Source organism: Carboxylicivirga litoralis (assembly GCF_025499605.1).
Lineage (GTDB): Bacteria > Bacteroidota > Bacteroidia > Bacteroidales > Marinilabiliaceae > Carboxylicivirga > Carboxylicivirga litoralis.
On record NZ_JAFMVC010000019.1, the window covers coordinates 1 to 23545 of the forward strand.

A 23545-nucleotide genomic window follows, 5' to 3' on the forward strand; every position below is an offset into this window, starting at 1 on the left:
CCGCAAACGACACCGCAAACGTTTGCAGTATTTTTTCTGCAAACGAATGTATTGTTGTGTTAAAATGTGTTTACAATTCAGTTAGAATTCTCTATGTTTGTGAAGTTCTTAGTGGTCAATTAAACATTGTTTTAAAGGTATTAACAGTATCACTTCTCAATTAATCCACAATTAAAATCCTTTAAAACGGATAATGGATGTTTAATTAAGGTACAACAAGTATACTTTAACAGTATATTTTTGTAAAGTTACCAGCTCGACGTGTCGGGAATTTAACATGAAAAATTTATAATGTTTTATCAACACATGAAACCAAACATGTGAGTTTGATGTGGCGATTGAAAATGAATTAAATCACATGAAAATCTAGTTTTTATGAAAAGACAGTCAAATCTTTTTAAGTTACTGTTTATTGTTGTTGCCCTCTTTAGCTTTTCAGCATTGTATGCGCAGCAAATGACAGTGTCAGGTACAGTAACTGATGCTGCTGACGGAATGCCATTACCAGGCGTAACAGTTGCAGTTAAAGGTACCACACAAGGTACGATTACAACACCTGATGGACAATACACCTTAAACGTTGACAATGGGCAAACATTGGTTTTCTCATTTATTGGTTATAAACCTCAAGAAGTTGTAGCATCCAATACAACTATTAATATCACTTTGGAAGAAGATGTGATAGGCATGGATGAAGTAGTAGTTATTGGTTACGGTACCGTTAAAAAGGAAGATGCAACTGGTTCGGTTGTTGCTATTTCTTCGAAGGACTTTAATAAAGGAGCCATTACTTCTCCACAGGATTTACTTGTAGGTAAGAGTTCAGGTGTTGTGATTACTTCTAGCGGAGGTGCTCCAGGTAGTGGTTCAACAATTCGTATCCGTGGAGGTTCTTCCTTAAATGCATCAAATGATCCTCTTATTATAATTGATGGAGTACCTATCTCGAACAATAACGTAAGTGGTAGCTCGAATATTCTTTCTTTTATTAATCCAAACGATATTGAGACTTTTACAGTGCTTAAAGATGCATCTGCTACTGCCATTTATGGTTCTCGAGCATCGAACGGTGTTATCCTCGTTACAACGAAACAAGGTAAGAAAGGTCAGGCTCTTCGTTTCTCATACAGTGGAAATGTTTCTGTGGCAACTCCAATTGATTATGTAGATGTGTATTCTGGTGATGAATTCAGACAGATTGCATGGGAGAAGAGAGATATCTACGATCAAGAGTTATATAACTTATTAGGTACTGCTAATACAGATTGGCAAAAAGAAATTTTCAGAACAGCGATTTCTACAGATCATAATATTAGTGCTTCTGGATCTTATAAAAATTTACCTTATCGCGTATCTGTTGGGTATACAGAGCAAAATGGTATTCTTGAGAATACGGATATGAAACGTTTCACAGGGGCGATGAATGTTAATCCAACCTTCTTTGACAACACGCTGAAAGTAAATATGAATGCTAAATTCATGGGGACCAAACATAATTTTGGTGATGAAGGTGCAATAGGTTCTGCAATCAATATGGATCCTACTCAAGCTATAAAAGATGGTAATGAAGGAACCGATGGTTATTTCCAGTGGCCAACTTACGGAGCCAACCTTGGTACTCCAAACCCAGTTGAGCAAGCTATGGCCGTTGATAACACATCAGATGTAACTCGTTTTGTAGGTAATGTACAGTTTAGTTATAATTTACCCTTTATGCCAGAATTAACAGCTAACTTAAACCTGGCAACCGATTATTCAAAAGGTGAAGGTAATAACAACCGACCTGTTACATCACCATCTACATTAACGACTCCTTTTACAGGACGTTTAAATTCCTACAACAGTACTATTAAGAATAACCTTCTTGATTTTTATGTAAATTATAAGAAAGATATTAATGATGACCATACTGTTGATGCAACTGCAGGATACTCTTGGCAACATTTCGAAACTGAGTCGGATAGTTATACAGAAGGAATTGCTGATGATGTATTGCCAATTGAGACTGAAAGCTTCACTGAAAACTATTTAGTTTCATTCTTTGGACGTGCTAACTATACATTTAAGAATCGTTACTTATTAACAGGTACTGTTCGTTACGATGGTTCTTCTCGTTTTACAAATGATCCATGGGGATTGTTCCCATCAGCAGCCTTTGCTTGGAAGATTAATGAAGAGTCTTTCTTAAGTGATGTTGACTTCTTATCCGATTTAAAACTTCGTTTAGGCTGGGGTGTAACAGGTCAGCAAGATATTGGCAGCGATTACCCTGCTCAGGCTATTTATGTTGAAGCTTCTGAAGGTTCATATTATATAGTTAATGGCCAGTGGATTCCAACACTGCGTCCAAATGCATATGATCCTGATATTAAATGGGAGGAAACAACGACACAAAATATAGGTTTAGATTTTGGTTTCCTGAACAATCGTATTCGCGGTAGTTTTGATGTATATAAGCGTGTGACCGATGACTTGTTGAACACAGTTACAATTCCTAGTGGAAGTAACTTCTCAAACCAGTTATTAACAAACGTTGGTAGCCTTGAAAATAAAGGTTTTGAAGTTTCGTTAGATTGGGTAGCTATTTCAACTCCAGATATGTCTTTGAATATTGGAGCTAACCTGACATATAATCAGAATGAAATTACCAAGTTATTATTGACGGATGATCCTGATTATATTGGTATTCTTTACGGAGATGCATTTACAGGTCAGAAACAGGTTACACGTGTAGGCGATCCTGCTTATTCATTCTTTGTTAACAAACAGGTTTATGGCTCAAATGGAATGCCAATTGAAGGTATGTATGTAGATTTATCTGGCAACGGAGGTGTTGTTAATGGTGATAATGAAGATAAATATCTATATAACAATCCTGCGCCTGATTATTTATTAGGTTTCTCATTCAGATTTAATTACAAGCAGTTTGATTTATCAGCATCTACACGTGCTAACATTGGTAACTATGTTTATAATCAAGTTGCGGCTGGTGCTTCATATGATCAAATGCAGCAGATTGGTTATTGGAAGAACATGCCTAAATATTTAAATGATACGCAATTTGTAAAGCGTCAGTTTACAAGTGACTATTTTGTAGAAAATGCATCATTCTTTAAGGTTGATAATATTAGTGCTGGTTATAATTTCAAAGCCTTAGAAGATAAGCTTGATATGCGATTAAGCTTTACCGTGCAGAACTTGTTAACCATAACAGAATACTCTGGTCTTGATCCTGAGGTTAATGGTGGAATTGATAATAATTTCTACCCAAGACCTAGAACATTTACTTTAGGATTAAACATGAACTTCTAATAGTTTTTAATTAAGAACGATATGAAAAAATATATATTATCAAGCATATTTTTGGCGCTATTGTTTGTTACAGCATGTACAAACGATTTAGATATTGAGCCAAAGGATCCAAACTTTATTATGTCGGGTAACCTTGGTGACGACCCTGCATATATGGATCAAGCTCTAGCTAAGATTTACGCAAGTTTTAACTTGTCAGGGCAAGGAGCTAATGGAGGTGCAGATATTGCAGCGCCTGATGAAAACTTTTTTACAACCATGCGAGCCCTGTGGAACCTGCAAGAAATAACCACAGACGAAGCTATTTGTGCCTGGGGTGATGTAGGTATTGCTGATTTGAATACACAAACCTGGAGTCCTTCAAATCCATTCTTAACAGCCTTATATCAGCGTTTAAGTTTGAGTATTACTTATGCCAATGATTTCATCAACCAGGCTAGTAAGACTGATATTGAGAAAAAAGACCAATATATTGCAGAAGCTCGTTTCTTAAGAGCGATGGCATATTATTGGTTGATGGATTTATTCGCGAACCCTCCATTTACAACAGAAGCTGATGGTGTTGGTAAATTCTATCCTCAACAAATTAAAAGAGCTGACTTATTCAACTACATCGTTACTGAGTTGAAAGATATTGAAGGTGATTTAAGTGCTCCGGGTACAGTTTATCCTCAGGCTGACAAAGCTGCTGCATGGATGCTTTTAGCTCGTACTTATTTAAACTCAGAGGTATATACAGGAACTGCAAAATGGGATAGTTGTCGTATCTATTGTGATAAAGTTTTCGAAAGTGGCGTATATGACTTAGCGGATGATTACCGTCAGAATTTTAGCGCTGATAACGATTTTCCTCGTAACCCTGAGATGATTTTTGCATGGGCAGTTGATGGAATAAATTCTCAAGGTTATGTAGGTACTACTTTCTTAATTGAGTCAAGTAGTGATGCTGTTTATATTAGAGCAGAAGACTATCATGGTTTAACAGAAAATACCAACTGGAATGGTAACCGCTCGAGAAAAGATTTCATGAATATTTTGGTAGATACTTTAGCAACTTATGGTAATGTACCTGTGCCAAATGATGATCCTGAGTTTTCAAGAGCTGCAGATGGTCGTGTATACTTAAAGCAAAAACGAGCAACCAATATCCCTACACCAAGTGCAAGTGGAGATTATGGTATCGGAGTTTATAAATTTACAGCTCGCAATCATGACGGTACAGAAGCTGAGAATTATCACCCTGCTTTTGCATCAACAGATTTCCCTATTTTCCGATTAGCAGACACTTATCTTATGAGAGCAGAAGCATATCACAATTTGGGTAATAATGATTTGGCGATGGCTGACATCAATGAGGTGAGAGAGAGAGCTTATGGTGACGAATCTGGTAATATTACTGCGATTGAAGTGACTGATGAGTTTATTTTAAATGAGCGTGCACGTGAGTTTTATTATGAGGCTCAGCGAAGAACCGATTTAGTTAGATTTGGTCAATTTACAAATGGAACTTATAAGTGGCAGTGGAAAGGAAATTCTTACGATGGAACAACCGTAGAAAGTTATCGTGATATTTTCCCAATTCCTGCTGATGAAACGGCCGCGAATCCTAATATTGATCAAAACGAAGGTTATAATTGATAAAATATAGAACAATGAATAGAGCAATCATATATTTCCTTATAGGCTTATTTGCCTTTGTAGTAGGATGTGAAAAAGAAGGTGACAAAGTAGTGATGCTTGATTCACCAACCGCTCCTGAATTAGTTAGCATGCCAGATTTAAATTTGACACGCGATAATAGCGGTAATAGTCTAACGTTTGCAGGAAACCCTGTTGATCCTGGATTTGTAGCCTCTGCTACTTATTACCTTGAAGCTTGTGAAGCTGGGAATGATTTTCAGGATTTAGCTTTAATTTATTCAGGTTCACAGATTAATGAAGTAACCATGACGGTTAGTGAATTAAATCAGGCCTTATTGACTATTCTTGATGAAGATAAAACGACTTCGGTTGATTTTCGTGTTCGTTCAATACTGACAGTCGATGCAGGCACTGGAGCACCAGGTACTGGTAGTAATCCTTTTGAATATACTTCTCAGATTGTAAACGAAGACGTAACTGTGTTCGGATTTCTAAGATTAGATTTAATTGGTTCTGGTGTTGATCAAAAAATTACATCGCCATTATCAGATGGAATATATAGAAGCTATGTGAAATTAGACCCTGCTTTACCTTTTACATTGAGTGATCCTGAAACTGGCAAAGTTTATGGAGGTAGTGGAGGTACATTAGTTGAGAATGGCACTGGCATTACTCCTCCGGGAACTGGTTATCATGAACTAATCGTAAATCTTAATAATGATACATATGAAATTAATGAGTATCAAATTGGATTAGTAGGTTCTGCGACACCTAATGGTTGGGATACACCAGATCAAAAAATGGAGTACGATTTGAAATCAGACACTTGGTCTATCACTGTTGATTTAGTGGTAGGTGAATTTAAATTCCGTAAAAATGATGGTTGGGCATGGAATTTGGGACAAACCGAAGCTTTGGATGAAAATTTAGAACATGATGGTTCTAATGTCCCTGTAAGTGAAGCAGGAAACTATACCATTGTTCTTGATATCATTAGTGATGCAGATGAAATTGCAACATTTACTATTACAAAGAACTAATCAAAATAGTTAATGTACAGTACATTGTCTAATTACCAGACAATGTACTTTAAAACAAATAGTATGAAAAATAATATATTAATTAAGATATGGGCGTTTGCCATGAGTATTGTCTTTTTTGCATTAATTTCTTGTGAAAAAGATGATATGAAAACATTGGCGACTCAGTTGGAGTCATGGAACGCAGAAGAAATTACCTCTACTTCTGTTGAGCTGAGTGGTTTCGTCGTTGCTCAAGGTAGCGGTATTACAGAGCAGGGTGTTTGTTGGAGTATCGGAACTGAACCAACTATTGATGATGCAAATAAAGTAGCTGATGATATTGATGGTTCAGTATATTGGGTAACTGTTAGTGGTTTAGAACACTTTACTGCATATAATTACAGAGCCTACGCATTGGATGCTAATGGTTCTCCGCTATATGGTGAGGTAAAAGAATTCAAAACATTAGCACATTTAAGTACTGTAACAATTGCAGATGCACCATCTGTAATTACCGACGTGACTGCCACTATTCCTTGTGATGTTCCTTATGATGGAAAGGCTGATGTAACTGCTAAGGGTGTTTGCTATAGCACAGAGTCAAATCCAACACTTGATAATGAAGTTTTGGTAAGTGGAGAAGGTATGGGTGAATACAATGCTGAACTAACCGGATTAAAGGCTAATACAACTTACTATGTTAAGGCTTATTCAACCAATTCAGTTGGTACTTCATTTAGTAAAGAAATTACATTCTCAACTCCTATTGGTGTAGCTACAGTTAATACAGTTTCTGCGCAGGCCCAGGCAACTTCAGCAACAGTAGAAGGTGAAATTACGTATGATGGTGGAGCAGCAGTTACAGAAAGAGGTGTTGTTTATGGTACAGAAGAGAATCCTACTATTGAAGATACCAAGGTTGTTTATGATGGTTCTGAAAGTGAATTCTCAGTTGATTTAGATGGTTTAGAAATTAGTACTACATATCACGCTAGAGCTTATGCTATTAACAGTGAGGGAGTAGCTTATGGTGAAGACCTAACATTCTCGACATACCCAACGGCATTGTATATGGTAGGAGATGGAGTAAGTGATTGGAGCTGGAATATTGAAATTAAGATGCAAGCTGTTCATTCACATCCTGAGTTGTTCTGGAGAATTGTCTGGATGAATGAAACTGGTGGATTTAAAATGAATTCTGACAGAGCATGGGATGGCGGAGAGTTTGGTAAAACAGGAGATGCAGTTGATGGAGTTTATGAAAAAGGTGGCGATAATGTACCTGTTCCTGGAACGGCTGGTTATTACATGGTTGTTGTAGATCTTTCTAAAAACACCGTTGAGGTAACAGATGTTAAGCTTTATGGAATTGGAAATGCATTTGGTGGAGCTTGGGCTGCAAATGATCCTAATTATTTATTCACTATTGATAATACTAATGAGGTTATTAGGTTTAATGGTGTACCTGATAATGGTGATTTAAGAATGCATGTTGCTGCAAGTACTCTAAATTGCGACTGGTGGCAAGCCGAGGTAAATATTGATCCTGCAACTAATGAAATTGTTTATCGTGAAGGAGGAGGCGATCCTGCAGCATTCCCATTAATATCTGGAGATGATATAGTAATGAACTTTAAGACTGGTTTAGCTACTATTGAATAAATATCTTTTTAAAAGAACGAAGAAACTAAGCCGCCCTTTGTGGCGGCTTTTTTTAAAAATAAACCTATGGGAAACAGATACAACATGCCAATATTTAAAAAACTTCTGACGCTTCAATGGATATTTTTATACTCGGTGCTAGGGTTTTCACAAGTTGTTACTTCTGATCCAGCCATTCCTGTTGAAACCAATAGTGTGACCATTACTTTTTATGCCGAACGTGGCACGGGAGGTTTGGCTGGTTTCACTGGCGATGTATATGCCCATACCGGGGTTATTACCGATAAAAGTTCAGGATCGAGTGATTGGCAATATGCGCCTACCTGGGGCGATAATGATGCAAAATACAAACTAACACGTACGTCAACTGATGTTTATACACTTGAAATTACACCAGATATACGTCAGTATTATGGAGTGGCAGATGGTGAGGTTATTCAACAAATGGCGTTTGTATTTCGTAGCGCTGATAATTCAAAAGAAGGAAAAGACGATGGTGGTAAAGATATTTTTGTGGATGTATCAGATGAAGTGTTAAGCATTTCCATTGAATCACCGCTTAATAACAGCATTTTTAGCAGTGGAGATAATGTCGAAGTTAAAGCCAATGCGTTGATGCATGACAAGCTGGAGCTTTTTGTCAATAATGAGATGGTGGAATCCACCACTAATGCTTCAATCACTTATCAAATTGCCAATGTAACACTTGATGAATATGCTATCAAAGCAGTGGCGACTTCGGGAAGTGAAACAGAAGAAGTAAGCCGTAAAATCTTTGTTAAAGGAGATGTTGTCACGGAGCCTATGCCTGAGAACCTTCGACGTGGTGTTAATGTGATTGATGCTACAACAGCCACAGTTGTATTATTCGCACCTGCAAAGGAGTATGTTTACCTGGTGGGTGATTTTAACAGTTGGGCACCATCCAATGCAGCCATGATGAAAAAGGATGGTGATTATTTCTGGTTAACCCTTACCAACCTGGACAATACTGAAGAATACGCCTACCAATTTTGGATTGACGGGGATATTAAAGTAGCCGATCCTTATGCCAACAAAATACTTGATCCATGGAACGACCAATACATTCCCGAGCGCATTTATCCAAATTTAAAAGCCTATCCGGAAGGTCAGGATGAAATCGTCAGTGTTTTCACAACTGCCGATCAGTCATTTGACTGGGAAATTAATGAATTTGTGGTACCCGATCCGGAGAAACTGGTAGTATACGAAATGCTGATTCGTGATTTTACCGATAATCAGGATGTTAAAACAATAACCGATACTTTATCCTATCTGAAACGATTAGGCGTAAATGCCATCGAACTCATGCCTTTTAACGAGTTTGAAGGAAACGATAGCTGGGGTTATAACCCATCCTTCTATTTTGCGACAGATAAGGCTTATGGACTTATTGAAGATTATAAAACTTTTATCGACGAATGTCATAAAGAAGGCATAGCAGTTATCATGGACATGGTGCTGAACCATTCGTATGGTCAATCACCTTTTGCGCGCATGTATCTGGGCGAAGATGGTAAGCCATTAGATAATCCCTGGTATAATACGGATCATAATATGGCTGAGCCAGCAGCACAATGGGGCTACGATTTTAATCATGAAAGCATAGAAACACAAGCCTTGGTTGATAGTATTTGTTCCTATTGGATGAGTGAATATAATATAGATGGCTTCCGCTTTGATTTTACGAAAGGTTTTACCAATACTTCGTATCCGGCTGGGGATTGGGCGAGTGCTTATGATGCTTCACGCATTGAAATATTAAAACGCATGGCTGATGAAATTTGGAAACGAAAAAGTGATGCGATTGTGATGTTTGAGCACCTGTCGGATAATGACGAAGAAACAGAGTTGGCCAATCATGGGATACTATTGTGGGGTAATGCCAATCATAACTATAATGAAGCCACTATGGGTTACACCGAGGAAAATAAATCTGATTTATCATGGACATCCTACAAGCAGCGAGGTTGGAACGATGCACATGTTGTCAACTACATGGAGAGCCATGATGAGGAACGATTAATGTATAAGAACCTGCAATATGGCAATTCTGATGGTGATTATGATGTGACTGAACTTAAAACAGCTTTGAAGAGATGTGAGGCTGCTGCCGTATTTTTTATTCCTATTCCAGGGCCAAAAATGATATGGCAATTTGGTGAGTTAGGATTCGATTTAAGCATTAACCGCTGTACCGATGGAACAGTGAGTGATGATTGTCGTTTAGCTCAAAAGCCGGCTATGTGGCAGTATAAAGATGATGAAGATCGCATGCATCTATATTCTGTTTACCAATTGCTGAATGAAATGAAAACCAATGAAGGTGTTTTCTCGACAAATGACTTTACACTGGATGTTGGCGGTGCTATGAAGCGGATTGAACTCAATATGAGTGGTACTGATGTGCGTATTATTGGTAATTTTGGCGTCACAAAGGCTGCTATACAACCTAAGTTCAGTACAACAGGTAAATGGTATAATATTTTTGCCAAAGACAGTATGCAAGTGACTGATGCAAATATGGAAATCATGCTGCAGCCTGGCGAATATGTGATGTATAGTCAAAAGAAACTAAGTGGCTTTGATACGAATACTTCGGTAGATGATGCCATGGAAAAAGCAAAGTTTGAGGTTTCACCCAATCCTTTTACTTCAGAGGTGGCTATTGCATTTGAAGGTTCAAGCGGACGATATGAGTTGTATAATATTACCGGAATGAAGGTGAAAAGCGGACAACTCTACGAACAACAATCAACTCTCAACTGGAGTGATTTACCATCAGGACATTATATCCTGCGAATAGAGGTAGATAACCAGGTAATTGTTAAGAAGTTGATAAAACGATAATATGTATTCTGACCTTAAGGTTTCAAAAACCTTAAGGTCTTTTTTTGAAATGAAAGGTTAGTGTTAATCTAAAGAATGTATAAACACGCTTTTCACCTCTCATTGATCTTCTCTCATCTCTAATTTTTCACTTCCCTTCTGCCTTTACCAAAGTCCTGATTGTATAGATAAATATTCTGAAGTCCAGGCGTAAGGAGTATTTACGCATGTAGAATAATTCAAGTTTAAGGCGTTGAAGCATTTCCGTTTTATTTTCGGCGTAACCGTATAACACTTGTCCTAAAGAAGTAATGCCAGGTTTTACTTTTAGCAATTCCACAAATGCCGGTTCATTTTTCATTATTTGCTCAATGTAAAACTGGCGTTCAGGACGAGGCCCAATAACGGACATATCACCTTTTAGCACATTAATAAATTGTGGAAATTCATCAATGCGATACCTTCTTAGAAAACGTCCAAAAGGTGTTACTCGCACATCATTTGAGGATGAAAGGGCCGGGCCGTTTTTTTCTGCATCTATGTACATGGTTCTGAATTTCAGGATTTGAAATGCTTTACCATCTTTGCCTACTCGTTCTTGGCTATATAAAACTGGTCCTTCTGATTCGCTCTTGATTTTCCAGAGTATAAAAGGTATAAACGGCGTAATCATAGCAGCTCCTGCCACTGAAAGAAGGATATCGCTGCTTCTTTTAATAAACGATTTAGTTTTTGACCAAACAGGAATTTGCACCACACAAGAACCATTCTTTTTGTGAATGGCTTGTTCTAATTGATGCTCATATGCATACGCATATCCAGGTGCTAATTGCATAATTGATTCCCTATCTTTCAACATATCCCAAATTCATCTGTGAAAATAAACGCAGATACTTTTAAATTATTACTGTCACTTGACAATATTTAACTTAGTATGATTGCTAATTGTTTCATAATGAGCTGTGAGATTGTGAAAAAAAAATTATAACTTTTTAGTGTTTGTGCCTGAAGACCCGATTGGGGAAGCCTTAAATTGGAAATTAAAGTTATTTTTGCGCTATGCTGCAAAGAGACTCATTTAGACATAAAGGACTACGAAATAGGCTTGTTCAGGAATTGATGCAAAAGAAAATTGTTGATAGGCTTGTTTTGCAGGCAATTGGCAATGTACCCCGTCATTTGTTCTTGGAGAGTAGTTTTATCAAGTTTGCTTATCAGGATAAGGCATTTCCGATTGGAGCCGGGCAAACTATTTCACAACCTTATACCGTTGCTCTTCAATCGCAGCTCTTAGAAGTAGAACCAGGAGACAAAGTCTTGGAAGTAGGCACAGGCTCAGGTTATCAGGCTGCTGTATTAATAGAAATGGGGGTAAAACTATTTTCCATCGAGCGTCAGTCTGAACTTTACCAACGTTCTACACGTTTGTTGAGAGAATTAGGTTATCAGGGACGTTTTTTCCTGGGCGATGGTTATGCAGGCCTTGAGGCACAGGCTCCATTTGATAAAATCATTGTTACAGCTGGTGCGCCGGTTATTCCACGCATGCTGTTAACACAACTAAAAGTGGGTGGCATCATGGTGATACCATTGGGTGATAAAAAGCAAGTATTGACCCGTATTACCCGTCTTGATGAAGATGAATTTGAACAGGAGCAAATCGAGGAATGTGCTTTTGTGCCGATGCTTAACGGAATTGTTAAAGATTTATGATTTATTGAATCATAATTTATGATGTGGGGATTTAGGAAGTGAAGTGTATGGTATATGGTTGTGATGGAACTGTTTATGGTGTATATTTAAATCGAATATCATTATTCATCCATTATAACTCATAAATCCAAACATGAACAAACAAGAATTAAAGGATCGAACAAAGAAATTTGCTCTTGATGTAATTAAAATGTGTGAAGAATTACCAGCAGTATATCTGGGAAAACATGTGAATGGTCAATTAATTAGAAGTGCTTCATCTGTTGCTGCAAATTACAGGGCAGCGTGTTTGGCACAATTAAAGGCGGCATATATCGCTAAATTAAGTATAGTTATAGAGGAAGCTGATGAATCAGAGTTTTGGTTGGAAGTGATATCAGAAACAAAATTATTAGTAGATAATAAAGTGGAGGAGTTACAAAGAGAAGCACATGAGTTAGCATCGATTTTTATAACCAGCCGAAAAACATTAATGCAAAAGAAGTAATGTTATTATATCAACAATTAAACATCATAATTCATCCATTATAAATCAAACATCCAATGAATATCGACATTATACCAATCAATCCCTGGCAAGAGAATACGTATATTTTGTCTGATGAAAGCAAGGAGTGTGTCATCATCGACCCGGGTTGTTTATCGCCCGAAGAGCGGGAATATGTGGCTAAGTTTATAGCAGATAATGACTACAAGCCTGTTCGATTACTTCAGACCCACATGCACCTCGATCATGTTTTTGGAAGTCAGTTTGTTGCTGATAAATACAACCTTAAACTCGAAGCACATAAAGATGATGAGTTCTGGGGTGAGCAAACTGTTGAGTATGCTGCCAATTTTGGTATGCAGCTCGATTCTAATCCGCCTGCTATCGGCAACTATTTAAATGAAGGTGATAAAGTGAAGTTTGGAAACTCAGAACTAGAAGTTTTACATGTGCCAGGTCATTCACCAGGTGGAATCGTGTTTTACAGTGAGGCTGACAAAATTGCCATTGTTGGCGATGTGCTCTTTAAAGAAAGTATTGGTCGTGCCGATTTACCAGGTGGTGATTTCGATACTTTAGTCTCTGCTATTAAGGCAAAACTACTGGTATTAGATGATGATGTAAAAGTTTATCCGGGGCATGGTCCTGAATCGACTATTGGACACGAGCGAACAAATAATCCTTTTTTAACTTAGTATAAAACTCTTTCTCATTTGGGAAAGAGTTTTTTGTTTGATAATTATTTTCTAATAACCAAGCAAATATCATTTTCTTTTTCAGATTTTATTAATCAATTTGAAGTCATAAAAGAACTCAAAAAAATTATAGATAACATAAACTAATAAGCATATGGGAACCGATAAGTTTGTCTCTCGCCATATTGGTCCAAGGGACCATGAGATAGACACTATGCTAAAGAAAGTTGGTGCATCAAGTCTTGAAGATTTGATTGACCAGACAGTGCCTTCATCTATTCGCCTGGATAAGCCATTAAATATTGGAAAAGGATTAACCGAGCGTCAGTATTTTAGAAAGATACACGATATTGCTCAGCAAAATAAGGTGTACAATACTTATATTGGAATGGGTTATTACGATGTGATTACACCTGCTGTTATCACACGTAATGTGTTGGAAAACCCGGTGTGGTATACATCTTATACACCATACCAAGCCGAGATTTCGCAAGGTCGTTTAGAAGCTTTATTAAACTTCCAGACGGTAGTAACTGAAATGACAGGCATGGAATTGGCCAATGCATCGTTGTTAGATGAAGCAACAGCGGCTGCCGAAGCTATGATTATGATGTTTAATGCTCGTAGTCGTAAGCAGGCTAAAGCAGGTGTTAATGTCATGTTTGCCGACGAGAATATGTGGCCTCAGACAAAAGAGGTATTGATTACTCGTGCCAAGCCACTTGGTATTGAATTACAGTTCGGTGATGTTCATTCATTTGAATGCAACGACAACGTATTTGGTGTAATGGTTCAGTATCCTAATTCAAATGGTACTGTAGAAAGCTACAAAGCTTTGACTGAAAAGTTACACGAAAATGACTGTCGCATTGCTGTGGCTGCCGATATTATGGCATTAGCACTGTTAACACCTCCGGGAGAATGGGGTGCTGATATCGTATTTGGTACCACTCAGCGTTTCGGTATTCCAATGGGTTATGGTGGCCCTCATGCGGCTTTCTTTGCTTGTAAAGAAGCGTTAAAGCGTCAGTTGCCGGGTCGTATCATTGGTATTACCAAAGATGTGAATGGCAAACGAGCTCTTCGTATGGCACTTCAAACACGTGAGCAGCACATTAAACGTGAGCGTGCTACTTCCAACATTTGTACAGCGCAGGCTTTATTGGCAACGATGGCTGGCTTTTACGCTGTTTACCACGGAGAAGATGGAATTAAGCGCATTGCAGAGCGTATTCATTCCATCGCCTATCAGATTGCTCAGGAGGTAGAAAAATTAGGCTATAAGCAGTTAAACGAGGATTATTTCGATACCATTCGTTTTGCGTTGCCAGAAGGTGTGAAAGTAGAAGACATCGAGCGATTCAGTCTTGATTTGGAGATGAACTTCCGCTACTTCGAAAACGGTGATATCGGTATCAGTATTGATGAAACAACCAACCTGTTTGACTTAAACTGGATTGTAGAAGTATTTGCTAAGGCAGCTGGTAAAGAGGTGCCTGTAATTGGCGATTTTACTGAAGAACTAAATATTAAGTCAGAGTTAGCACGTACGAGCTCTTTCTTAACACATGATATCTTTACAAAGTACCGTTCAGAGGCTGAGATGGTGCGTTACATTAAGAAATTAGAGCGTCGTGATATCTCTTTAACACATTCGATGATTTCATTGGGTTCTTGTACCATGAAGTTGAATGCGTCGACTGAAATGTTCCCATTAAGCTGGATTGAATTTAACGGGCTTCACCCATTTATCCCAACTAACCAGGCCTTGGGTTACCACATGATGATGGATGAGTTGCGTGGTGACTTATCTGAAATCACTGGTTTTGCCGATGTAAGCTTGCAGCCTAATTCAGGTGCCGCTGGTGAATACGCTGGTTTAATGGTTATTCAGGCGTATCACGAAAGTCGTGGTGAAGCACACCGTAATATCTCAATTATTCCGGCTTCTGCTCACGGAACCAACCCGGCATCAGCTGTTATGGCTGGTATGAAAGTAGTAGTGGTAAAATGCGACGATAATGGTAACATTGATGTGGACGATTTACGCGCTAAAGCTGAAGAACACAAAGATAACTTGTCAAACTTAATGGTGACTTATCCATCTACTCACGGTGTATTTGAGGAGTCAATCATTGAAGTTTGTCAGATTATTCACGATAATGGTGGACAGGTTTATATGGATGGAGCGAATATGAACGCTCAGGTTGGCTTAACCAGCCCTGGCCATATTGGTGCCGATGTTTGTCACCTGAACTTACATAAAACATTCGCCATTCCTCACGGAGGTGGTGGTCCGGGTGTTGGCCCAATTGGTGTGGCTAAGCACTTGGTTGAGTTCTTGCCTAAGCATTCTGTAATTGATAACGGTCGTAAAGGTATCACAGCTGTTTCTGCTGCTCCATGGGGAAGTGCCAGTGTATTACCAATCACTTATGGTTACATCAAAATGTTAGGTGGCGAAGGTTTAACACAATCAACCAAAATGGCAATTTTGAATGCCAACTACATGGCTTCGCACCTGAAAGATGACTATGGTATTCTGTATACAGGTAAAAATGGTCGTGTGGCACACGAAATGATACTTGAATGCCGTCATTTTAAAGCAGATTCTGGCATTACTGAAACTGATATTGCCAAGCGTTTGATGGATTATGGTTTCCATGCTCCAACTTTATCATTCCCTGTTTATGGTACCTTGATGGTAGAGCCAACAGAAAGTGAATCACTTCAGGAATTGGACCGATTTATTTCAGCCATGAAATCTATTTATGCTGAAATAAAAGAGGTAGAGAATGGAACAGCTGATAAAGAAGATAATGTGTTGAAAAATGCACCGCACCCTTCTTATAAAGTGGTGGCTGATGAGTGGAATCACTCATATGGACGCGAGAAGGCTGCTTATCCATTACCATATATTCGTGAGAATAAGTTCTGGATTGATGTTGCTCGTGTTGACGATGCCTACGGTGATCGTAACCTGGTTTGTGCTTGCGAGCCAATCGAAAGCTATATGGAAGACTAAATTTTATAGTTCGATATATTTAAGCCTGATAGCGAATTTTGCTATCAGGCTTTTTCATTTTATACCAAATGTATCACAAAATGAGCCTCAGGCCATTTTGCTGATTACATTGGTAAATGCCGAAGTATCAATGAAGAGCCTTAGGAAAACTTTGTTGAAATAAGGCTCATTTCATTGAGCAATCGGTATTATAGAAACTTTTACTGTCCCATAGCGTATTATTAGCCGTTATAATCTAAATAAAGGATGATGAGAAAAACTTATTTATTACTCTTACTACTACTGCCAATCTCTTTAATGGCACAGGATATGCCTGTTGTAGCCAATGCTAATCAGTCGTTTGAAAACATTACCAGTGTTAAAATCATTGGCGAATTCAGTAAAGTAACGGTTAATGCGGGCGATAAACTGAATATTGATGCCGAGCTAAGAGCTGCTAAAGAACTGGAGGGTTATGCGGTTAATTGTATGGAGGAAGCTGGAGCCTTAAAGATTGAAGTAAAAAAGCCAGAGAGTGGATGGACTTCACATACGGGTTTTGTCAATGTTACATTGCCTGCCGGTGTGAAACTAGATATCGAAACAACATCTGGTTACATTACGCTAAAAGGATTATCTGGCGCTGATGTTGTTGCCCAGTCAAAATCAGGAAAGATACAGGCAACAGATATTAACGCTAATGTAACGCTTCGCTCACGTTCGGCATCTATTAAGGCAGAAAACATAAAAGGACAGCTGAATACCAAAAGTAAAGGAGGAGACCATGTTATTCGCCACGTTGATGGAGCTGTATCACTGTATTCGAGCAGTGGGGAAATGATTGTAGAACACATTAATGGTTCATTGAAAACAGAATCGACCGATGGTACACAAACTGTTAAAGAAGTAAATGGCGATATCTATTTGAAAACAAAATCAGCAGCTTTGAAGTTGTCTGATGCCAAAGGGACTATTGGTTCCTTATCTGTTTCAGGTACCTTAAACCTGTTTAATGTCGAAGGTGTATTTAACCTGGTAGCAACTAAAGGTTCGATTATTGGTAGCCGTGTGAAGCTAAATGAGTCATCAAGCTTTAATACCACAGAAGGTAAGATTAAAATTAAATTTATGAATCCGAAAGAGCAATTTACTTTTGCCTGTCAATCGGAGCATGCCTACATTGTTGCTTATGGTAAATCGAAGAAGAAGAAATTGAAGTTGGGTGATGGGCCAATTGTGGTCACAGCCATCAGCACCACAGGAGCTATGAATTTCAATAAGCAATAGCATTCAAAATATCGGATATATAGAGCCTCGCATTTTGCGGGGCTTTTTATTTCTTCCTAATCGTTCAACTTCTTGAAAACTTAAAATATCTGCTTAGCACAAGAAAAACTTTTGTATCACTTTCAATTAGACATATTAATAATTGACATTTAATTTAAAATGTTTTAGCTTGAACGTAATTTACTGGTGAGCCTAAGTGGCATTCCAGGGGACTAATGAAACGTATTAACTATGACATGTGATTGTGAACAAGCTGGCGCAGAGCACACCTGTAGCTGGTTTGATGCCACAGATGAAGTTTATGTGGAGATTGTATCTGCTTTTCGAAAAACCAATTACTTACTTCAGCAGATTCCGGATACTGTGCCTTTTGGGGTCTTTTTACTGGATACCCGGTTAGAGCAGATAGTGTATGCCGATAAGAATTTTATGGCCATGAATGGCATTAATAAGCGCCTGCTGAAGCGGGCGGCCATTCGTCGTTTTGTCTTTTCAAGTATGCATCCCGATGATTGGCGTCGATTTGATACTTTATATCGTAATGTGGGTAAAAAAGGGCATCCGTCTTATGTCAATTGTGCGCTACGATTTAAACATGCTCTGTCTTACCAATCTTACTATTTTATAATGAAGCAGCCTGAATTTGAAGGTAGTGTTTGTGCAAATTATCTGGTAGGTATGCAAATCAACCAATCGCCATTGAAGAATAAGATCCCTGATGAACAGAGAAAAATAGAATGTTATGAACAATTGATCAGTGTAATGGTCTAGATGCTAAAGGAATTTATTCAACATTCTTTGTCAGGGGTAATCGATTACTTTTCTCCGAAACTCGTAACTTAAACACCGAAGGATATAAAAAGATTGACAAACTTTTATTTCACACTTCAAACTCTTTTATTTATTTCACCTCTTCCCATTCAATAAAATACTCCGTAACTTGTCTAATCAGCCTGCTTTAATCCTGTCTGTCAAAATGGTTGATTATGGGATTGAGATATTTAGATGTTAAAAAGAGCCAACTCTTGCTGTTGAAGAAAGAGAAAGGTATGGCATCACCGGCTCGTCGTTCATTTTTACGTACATTAAGTATTGGAGCTCTGGCCTGGAGCCCTCTTGTAGAAGCGGCTTTTGCCTTGTCGAAGAAGCCATTTCGAATTGTTAAACGGCAACAGCAATTATATGTGTACCAAAAGGGACGTATTGCCTGGGAGCTTTCCAGCCGGATTTTTGAAGATGGTTATCACCTGGAACTGAACAGGGAGAAAGACGCTTATCATATCAAAGCAAATGGTCTTCGGTATCACCACACCGATTTTTCATTTGATTTGACAGCAAGCATTCAGTTGAAGCATGGAGAGTGGCGCTGCCTGATTTCTATCCCCCAATTAAGTATTTCGCAAGAAATGGGTTTCTTATCCTGGTTGGACGGGAAAACTGTAAAAGGGAAAATTCAGCCATTCACAATTGTAGACTCAGCGTTGTTGTCAGTTAAGGTTAGTGCGTGCTCTGTTTGTCAACTGAATGTTGATTGGAAATTGGATATTCAGGCTGATAAATCGCTTGTCTTTCAAAATATCAGTGGCCGGTATGTGGGCAGTGCTATTCAATTATCACCCAACGCTGGAAATGCGTCATTTATTAAACCAAGGTCAAATAAGGTAACGTATTTGTGTTTAGAGAAATTTGATGATTGGTATCGGTTTGTTAATATTCATCTGCCTTCACACCCTTTGGCTAATAAGGAGGATGCTTTGCCAGATTTGAATTTTCAACTAAATGAAGACGTTGCTATATGGACCAGTGATAGTAATGGTCGAATCAGTCATCAACTATCAAAGGGCAATGCTTTTAATAAGTCCTTTTTATTTACCGAGTACCATAATAACCAAGAGCCTGAAGTGTATTTAACGGCTAGCCTGCATGACTGTTGGATGCCAACCGAACTGGGTTCATTTCATTTTAATCAGACCGATAAACAGGTCGATTATGAATATCATGGTCGTCTGACCGGAGTTGTTGAAGAGCGCTTTCAGCCCCAGTGGGAAGGCTTTAAGCCATTGGTTGACGGAGCGGTTGGCTTATCCTCAATAGTTAATGAATTAAGTCAGCTGAATATATCTCCTCAGGAGCCGGTTAAACGGAAGTCTAATACCAATCAGCTAACCATCGCACAGGATAAAGTCATTTTCAAACCAAAGAAAGCCTTACGCTTTAGGGTACTTCGCCCTGAGGATATGTTGATTCTGGAGTTTGAGTTACACAACTTCTCACTGGTTCGTCAGGGAGCGATATCTTTTGCGGAGTTAAGTAATGCCAATAAGAAAGGATTACTCATCATCTCATTTACATCGCAACACACTTTAGAAGAAGCCTACTTTGAATCCAACAATATTCCCGGTGTACCAAGTTCTGATAGTGTCACCTTGCCAGCCAGACATCTACGCGCCCGAAAGAGTCGATTGGTGTATGAGTTGCCAGCCAAAAGCAAAGGTATTCCATTGACCATTGAACACCTGCTCAACTGGAGCTATTTAAAATTACGGGTTAACCCACGCGCCTGGATTAAATTACCAAAAGCCAAATCACCACAAAAAGGGGTATCGAGAAATTCGGCTGTTGCAACACCTGCTAATAAGCAGCAATATTTACAAGGAGAATCAAAAGACTACGCCATTAAGCTGTATGCGCATTCGCGTATTAAAGCTGATAAACAAAATTTATATGCCGATGGTCAACTGGGGCAGCTGTTACCGTCAGATAAGGTACAGACAGTGAAGCCCGGCTTTAATATTTATGCGGTTAAAAACATCAATCTGAATGTGGAACCTATTCCGCTGACTGATACTTCTATTGAAGCCCCCACTTTAATGTACATCTCACCTAACCAGGTGAATGATTTTGTTCATGAGCGACAGTTGAAGTTACGCGAGCACCAGGAGCAAAAACAGCTTATTGGTAAAGCCCCGGGTAATTTTAACCTGGCAGCCGATAATCTGACTACCAATAAAGGTTCGATAGCTGAATTGTGGCACACTATTCTAGGAGTAAAATTGAAGAATAGTCAGACAAGTCGGCAGTTATCGGCTTTTAAAACCATCAGAGCCTTATGGGCCGATGAAGCCAATGCTGATTATAAAATATTGCCCCCACTTGGTCAGCCTTTTATGGCGTCGCTGGATGGAAACGACCGGCATGTATTGGTACATACCACATCTAACTATTCAATTCCGCATTATTATCCCAAGGCTGTTCCGGTTAAAAATCTGATGTTAACATCGCTGGGAGCTTACCTGGATTGGCATGCTTTTTTTGATGTGCCATCACCTGCCGATACCGAATTGAATATTATTGAATGGGAACACCTGGCCACGCTTGGTCGCGACCATTATGTCAAGGTGGTTCGCGAAGGTTACCTGTTTCCGTTCGGGCATCGGGCTGCTTTAGTTAAAGTGACCGAGCGTAAGTTCCATAAAGGAACCAAGGCTGCTGTTAACCGTCAGCGCATGTACATTGTCGTGCTCGAAAAAGAGGTGTTGTACGAACGAAATAATCCTAATAATCAATTTATTCCTTTTGCTTTTCAGGCGGTGCAAATTAATACCACGCAAACGCCTAATATTGATAACCCTTTGGAGGAACCAATTATAGATGTGCCATCGGGTAATAATCAAATGAAGTTGATGGTGTTATCAGAGCAAAACAAAAAGTTTGGTAGCACCGGCAATACCGCCTATAATTTCTATATCAATGTGAATAAAAAGGGCTTCCTGTTTGATTTGGTGCTAACCGATAAAGAAGGGCAGGAGCATGCGCTTCGAATGCCATTAGTATTTCTGGAGAATCGGGTGGCACGAAAAACGAACCTGGTTCAGCAAATCATCGGGAAGTACAATCCCAATGAGTTGTATAATAAAATGGAATTGAACGAGCAGGATATTGCCTATGCCGAAAGTATGCTCGATGGCGATACCTCATTTGAAACGCAAACGATACAGTTTGGTGCCGAGGTTTATCCGGTTACCGGTGAAGCCGATATTAAGTTTCATCCTGTGGTGCAAAAGGCTGAGGTGTTTATCAAGCAACTTAACGAAATGACAGGCGTGCGTAGGGTTGCCACCATTCAGCTCGAAGATGATCAAAATGAGGGAGCCGTGTTTGCTTCGGTTAAGGATGCAGTGGTTGATTTCTCCAATGGCTCCGATAAGGCTGGTGGCTTTATGTCGCCCAATATGGGCATTTCGGCACTGAGCAAGCTGCAAGGACCTGTTGGTGGAGAAATAGCTGACAGTAAAGCTTTGCAGTTTAATCCCGATGATTTCTTTAAAGCATTGGAAGAGTTTCCGGTCGCTAAAATTTTCGGGGTTATTAAAATCTTTGACCTGTTGTTGGGCGATATGAATTTGTCGGGTGCCTTCGATGGTGTTAAGAACGCAACCAGCCAGGCGAAGCAGGAAATTGAAAGCATCAAAACAGAAATCCTTTATCTTGAAAATCAGGCGAAGGAGTTGCAGCAGGATTTAAGTGATCAGATCAACAACCTGAAACAAGCCATTAAAGATAAGACGAACGAGTTGCTGGATTTGCTTAACGGCAACATACCAAAGATACCAAACTTTAAAACCTTCGTGACAGCTGAGGCTTTTTATGCCGAGTATAAATGGCAGCCCGAATTTAAGTCCAACCCGATTAAAGTGATTGAGGATGTTTTGCATGTGAATGTGGATGCCCCCAATAAAGCATTGACCATTACTACGGCTTTGGAAAAACCATTTGACGGTTCCAAGGAAGCCTCTTTTAGTGGTTCGGCCCGCTTCGAGAAGTTTGGTATTGATTTAGTGCCATTGCTGGCGGTTAATTTCAACTACATGGAATTTAAAACGGGTAATGCACAAAAGACGAATGTGAAAGTGGATATTAATGCCGAAAAGCCCATTGAGTTCAAGGGTGCCTTAAGCTTTGTTAATAACCTGCAGAATATTATTCCAAGCACTGGTTTTTCTGATGACGGGCCTTACATCAAATTACAGGCCACACAAGTTACAGCCGGCTTTACCATTGGTATTCCAAATGTTGAGGTGGGTATCTGCATGATTAGCAACATCAGCCTTGGTGCTCATGTGACGTTGCCATTTACGGGTGCTCCGCTTGAGCTTGGTTTTAACTTCTGTAAGCGTGAAAATCCGTTTATGCTCACGATTTCATGCTTTGGTGGAGGTGGTTATTTTATGATGATCACCACCTTGAAAGGACTGAAATCGATTGAGGCAGCCTTTGAGTTTGGAGCAGCCATGTCTTTGAATGTGGGAGTGGCATCAGGTGGCGTTTCCGTTATGGGTGGCATCTATTACAAATTTGAATTGATTGAGAAGGTGCTGCCAACACCAGATGGGGATATTGTTGAAGAAATAGGTTCGTCAACCATTGTTGGTTATTTACGAATCAACGGTCATCTGTCTATCCTGGGTATTATCTCTTTGTCCATGGAGTTTTACCTCGCCTTTATTGCAGTTTTTTCCGATGGCAAAGTGCAAAAACTCGAAGGGGTGGCTACTGTTAAAGTTAAGGTAGAAGTCTTATTCTTTAGTAAGACTGTGAAGGTCACCGTGCGTCGCGAACTAAAAGGTGCCGATGCAGACCCTAAATTTATTGAAATGATTGATGAAGATGACTGGCAGGAGTATTGTCTGGCCTTTGCCGGATAGGGTGAACGCACCAAACTGTCCCTCACAGCCCGACGGCACTTACTCACGGGGAAGATTGATTGAGCATTATTTGAAAATTTTCCCATTGGGTGGTCATCGAGCTGTTCCCTGAGCGGAGTCGAAGGGGATGTCGAGATGGAGATACCCGAAGGGAGAGGGGGTAAATC

The 23545-nt window shown here is 39.2% G+C and carries 13 protein-coding genes; 12 read left to right on the forward strand and 1 reads right to left on the reverse strand.

Annotation, left to right across the window (positions count from 1 at the left end; all coding sequences use genetic code 11):
- Positions 1-375: 375 nt before the first annotated feature.
- The 5 genes from J1N10_RS15630 to J1N10_RS15650 all read left to right on the forward strand — a co-directional run bounded on the left by J1N10_RS15630 (position 376) and on the right by J1N10_RS15650 (position 10508).
- Complete coding sequence (locus tag J1N10_RS15630; protein WP_262327667.1) at positions 376-3312, forward strand: SusC/RagA family TonB-linked outer membrane protein; 2937 nt, start codon at positions 376-378, stop codon at positions 3310-3312.
- Between the two features lie 21 nt (positions 3313-3333).
- Positions 3334-4950, forward strand: coding sequence for a RagB/SusD family nutrient uptake outer membrane protein (locus J1N10_RS15635; RefSeq protein WP_262327668.1), 1617 nt, complete (start codon positions 3334-3336; stop codon positions 4948-4950).
- A gap of 14 nt (positions 4951-4964) precedes the next feature.
- Positions 4965-5993, forward strand: coding sequence for a SusE domain-containing protein (locus J1N10_RS15640; RefSeq protein ID WP_262327669.1), 1029 nt, complete (start codon positions 4965-4967; stop codon positions 5991-5993).
- Positions 5994-6056: 63 nt separating this feature from the next.
- A complete protein-coding gene (locus J1N10_RS15645) occupies positions 6057-7637 on the forward strand; it encodes a SusF/SusE family outer membrane protein (protein WP_262327670.1) in 1581 nt (526 codons plus the stop codon).
- A gap of 66 nt (positions 7638-7703) precedes the next feature.
- On the forward strand, positions 7704-10508 hold the full coding sequence (locus J1N10_RS15650; protein ID WP_262327671.1) for an alpha-amylase family glycosyl hydrolase: 2805 nt from the start codon (positions 7704-7706) through the stop codon (positions 10506-10508).
- A 127-nt stretch (positions 10509-10635) separates the two neighbouring features.
- Here the strand turns inward: J1N10_RS15650 and J1N10_RS15655 are convergent, their stop codons facing one another.
- A complete protein-coding gene (locus J1N10_RS15655) occupies positions 10636-11346 on the reverse strand; it encodes a sugar transferase (protein WP_262327672.1) in 711 nt (236 codons plus the stop codon).
- 200 nt (positions 11347-11546) lie between these two features.
- Here J1N10_RS15655 and J1N10_RS15660 point away from each other — a divergent pair, with 200 nt between their 5' ends.
- The 7 genes from J1N10_RS15660 (at position 11547) to J1N10_RS15690 (ending at position 23378) form a co-directional block, all read left to right on the forward strand.
- Positions 11547-12200, forward strand: coding sequence for a protein-L-isoaspartate(D-aspartate) O-methyltransferase (locus tag J1N10_RS15660; RefSeq protein ID WP_262327673.1), 654 nt, complete (start codon positions 11547-11549; stop codon positions 12198-12200).
- Positions 12201-12333: 133 nt separating this feature from the next.
- On the forward strand, positions 12334-12687 hold the full coding sequence (locus tag J1N10_RS15665) for a four helix bundle protein (RefSeq protein ID WP_262327674.1): 354 nt from the start codon (positions 12334-12336) through the stop codon (positions 12685-12687).
- A 56-nt stretch (positions 12688-12743) separates the two neighbouring features.
- The gene (locus tag J1N10_RS15670) at positions 12744-13382 is read left to right on the forward strand and encodes an MBL fold metallo-hydrolase (protein ID WP_262327675.1); all 639 of its coding nucleotides are present in this window, start codon (positions 12744-12746) and stop codon (positions 13380-13382) included.
- A gap of 154 nt (positions 13383-13536) precedes the next feature.
- A complete protein-coding gene (gene gcvP / locus J1N10_RS15675; RefSeq protein WP_262327676.1) occupies positions 13537-16407 on the forward strand; it encodes an aminomethyl-transferring glycine dehydrogenase in 2871 nt (956 codons plus the stop codon).
- 249 nt (positions 16408-16656) lie between these two features.
- Positions 16657-17673, forward strand: a complete 1017-nt coding sequence (locus tag J1N10_RS15680; protein WP_262327677.1) for a DUF4097 family beta strand repeat-containing protein — start codon at positions 16657-16659, stop codon at positions 17671-17673.
- A gap of 231 nt (positions 17674-17904) precedes the next feature.
- Positions 17905-18444, forward strand: coding sequence for a hypothetical protein (locus J1N10_RS15685; RefSeq protein WP_262327678.1), 540 nt, complete (start codon positions 17905-17907; stop codon positions 18442-18444).
- A gap of 215 nt (positions 18445-18659) precedes the next feature.
- The gene (locus J1N10_RS15690) at positions 18660-23378 is read left to right on the forward strand and encodes a type 2 periplasmic-binding domain-containing protein (RefSeq protein WP_262327679.1); all 4719 of its coding nucleotides are present in this window, start codon (positions 18660-18662) and stop codon (positions 23376-23378) included.
- Positions 23379-23545 lie beyond the last annotated feature (167 nt).

Excerpts from the sequence above, each read along its gene's own strand:
- J1N10_RS15645 (WP_262327670.1), top strand. The coding sequence starts at position 6,057 with ATGAAAAATAATATATTAATTAAGATATGGGCGTTTGCCATGAGTATT.
- J1N10_RS15685 (WP_262327678.1), top strand. The coding sequence starts at position 17,905 with ATGACATGTGATTGTGAACAAGCTGGCGCAGAGCACACCTGTAGCTGG.
- J1N10_RS15660 (WP_262327673.1), top strand. The coding sequence starts at position 11,547 with ATGCTGCAAAGAGACTCATTTAGACATAAAGGACTACGAAATAGGCTT.
- J1N10_RS15650 (WP_262327671.1), top strand. The coding sequence starts at position 7,704 with ATGGGAAACAGATACAACATGCCAATATTTAAAAAACTTCTGACGCTT.
- J1N10_RS15640 (WP_262327669.1), top strand. The coding sequence starts at position 4,965 with ATGAATAGAGCAATCATATATTTCCTTATAGGCTTATTTGCCTTTGTA.
- J1N10_RS15655 (WP_262327672.1), bottom strand. The coding sequence starts at position 11,346 with ATGTTGAAAGATAGGGAATCAATTATGCAATTAGCACCTGGATATGCG.
- J1N10_RS15665 (WP_262327674.1), top strand. The coding sequence starts at position 12,334 with ATGAACAAACAAGAATTAAAGGATCGAACAAAGAAATTTGCTCTTGAT.
- gcvP (WP_262327676.1), top strand. The coding sequence starts at position 13,537 with ATGGGAACCGATAAGTTTGTCTCTCGCCATATTGGTCCAAGGGACCAT.
- J1N10_RS15635 (WP_262327668.1), top strand. The coding sequence starts at position 3,334 with ATGAAAAAATATATATTATCAAGCATATTTTTGGCGCTATTGTTTGTT.
- J1N10_RS15630 (WP_262327667.1), top strand. The coding sequence starts at position 376 with ATGAAAAGACAGTCAAATCTTTTTAAGTTACTGTTTATTGTTGTTGCC.
- J1N10_RS15690 (WP_262327679.1), top strand. The coding sequence starts at position 18,660 with ATGGGATTGAGATATTTAGATGTTAAAAAGAGCCAACTCTTGCTGTTG.
- J1N10_RS15680 (WP_262327677.1), top strand. The coding sequence starts at position 16,657 with ATGAGAAAAACTTATTTATTACTCTTACTACTACTGCCAATCTCTTTA.
- J1N10_RS15670 (WP_262327675.1), top strand. The coding sequence starts at position 12,744 with ATGAATATCGACATTATACCAATCAATCCCTGGCAAGAGAATACGTAT.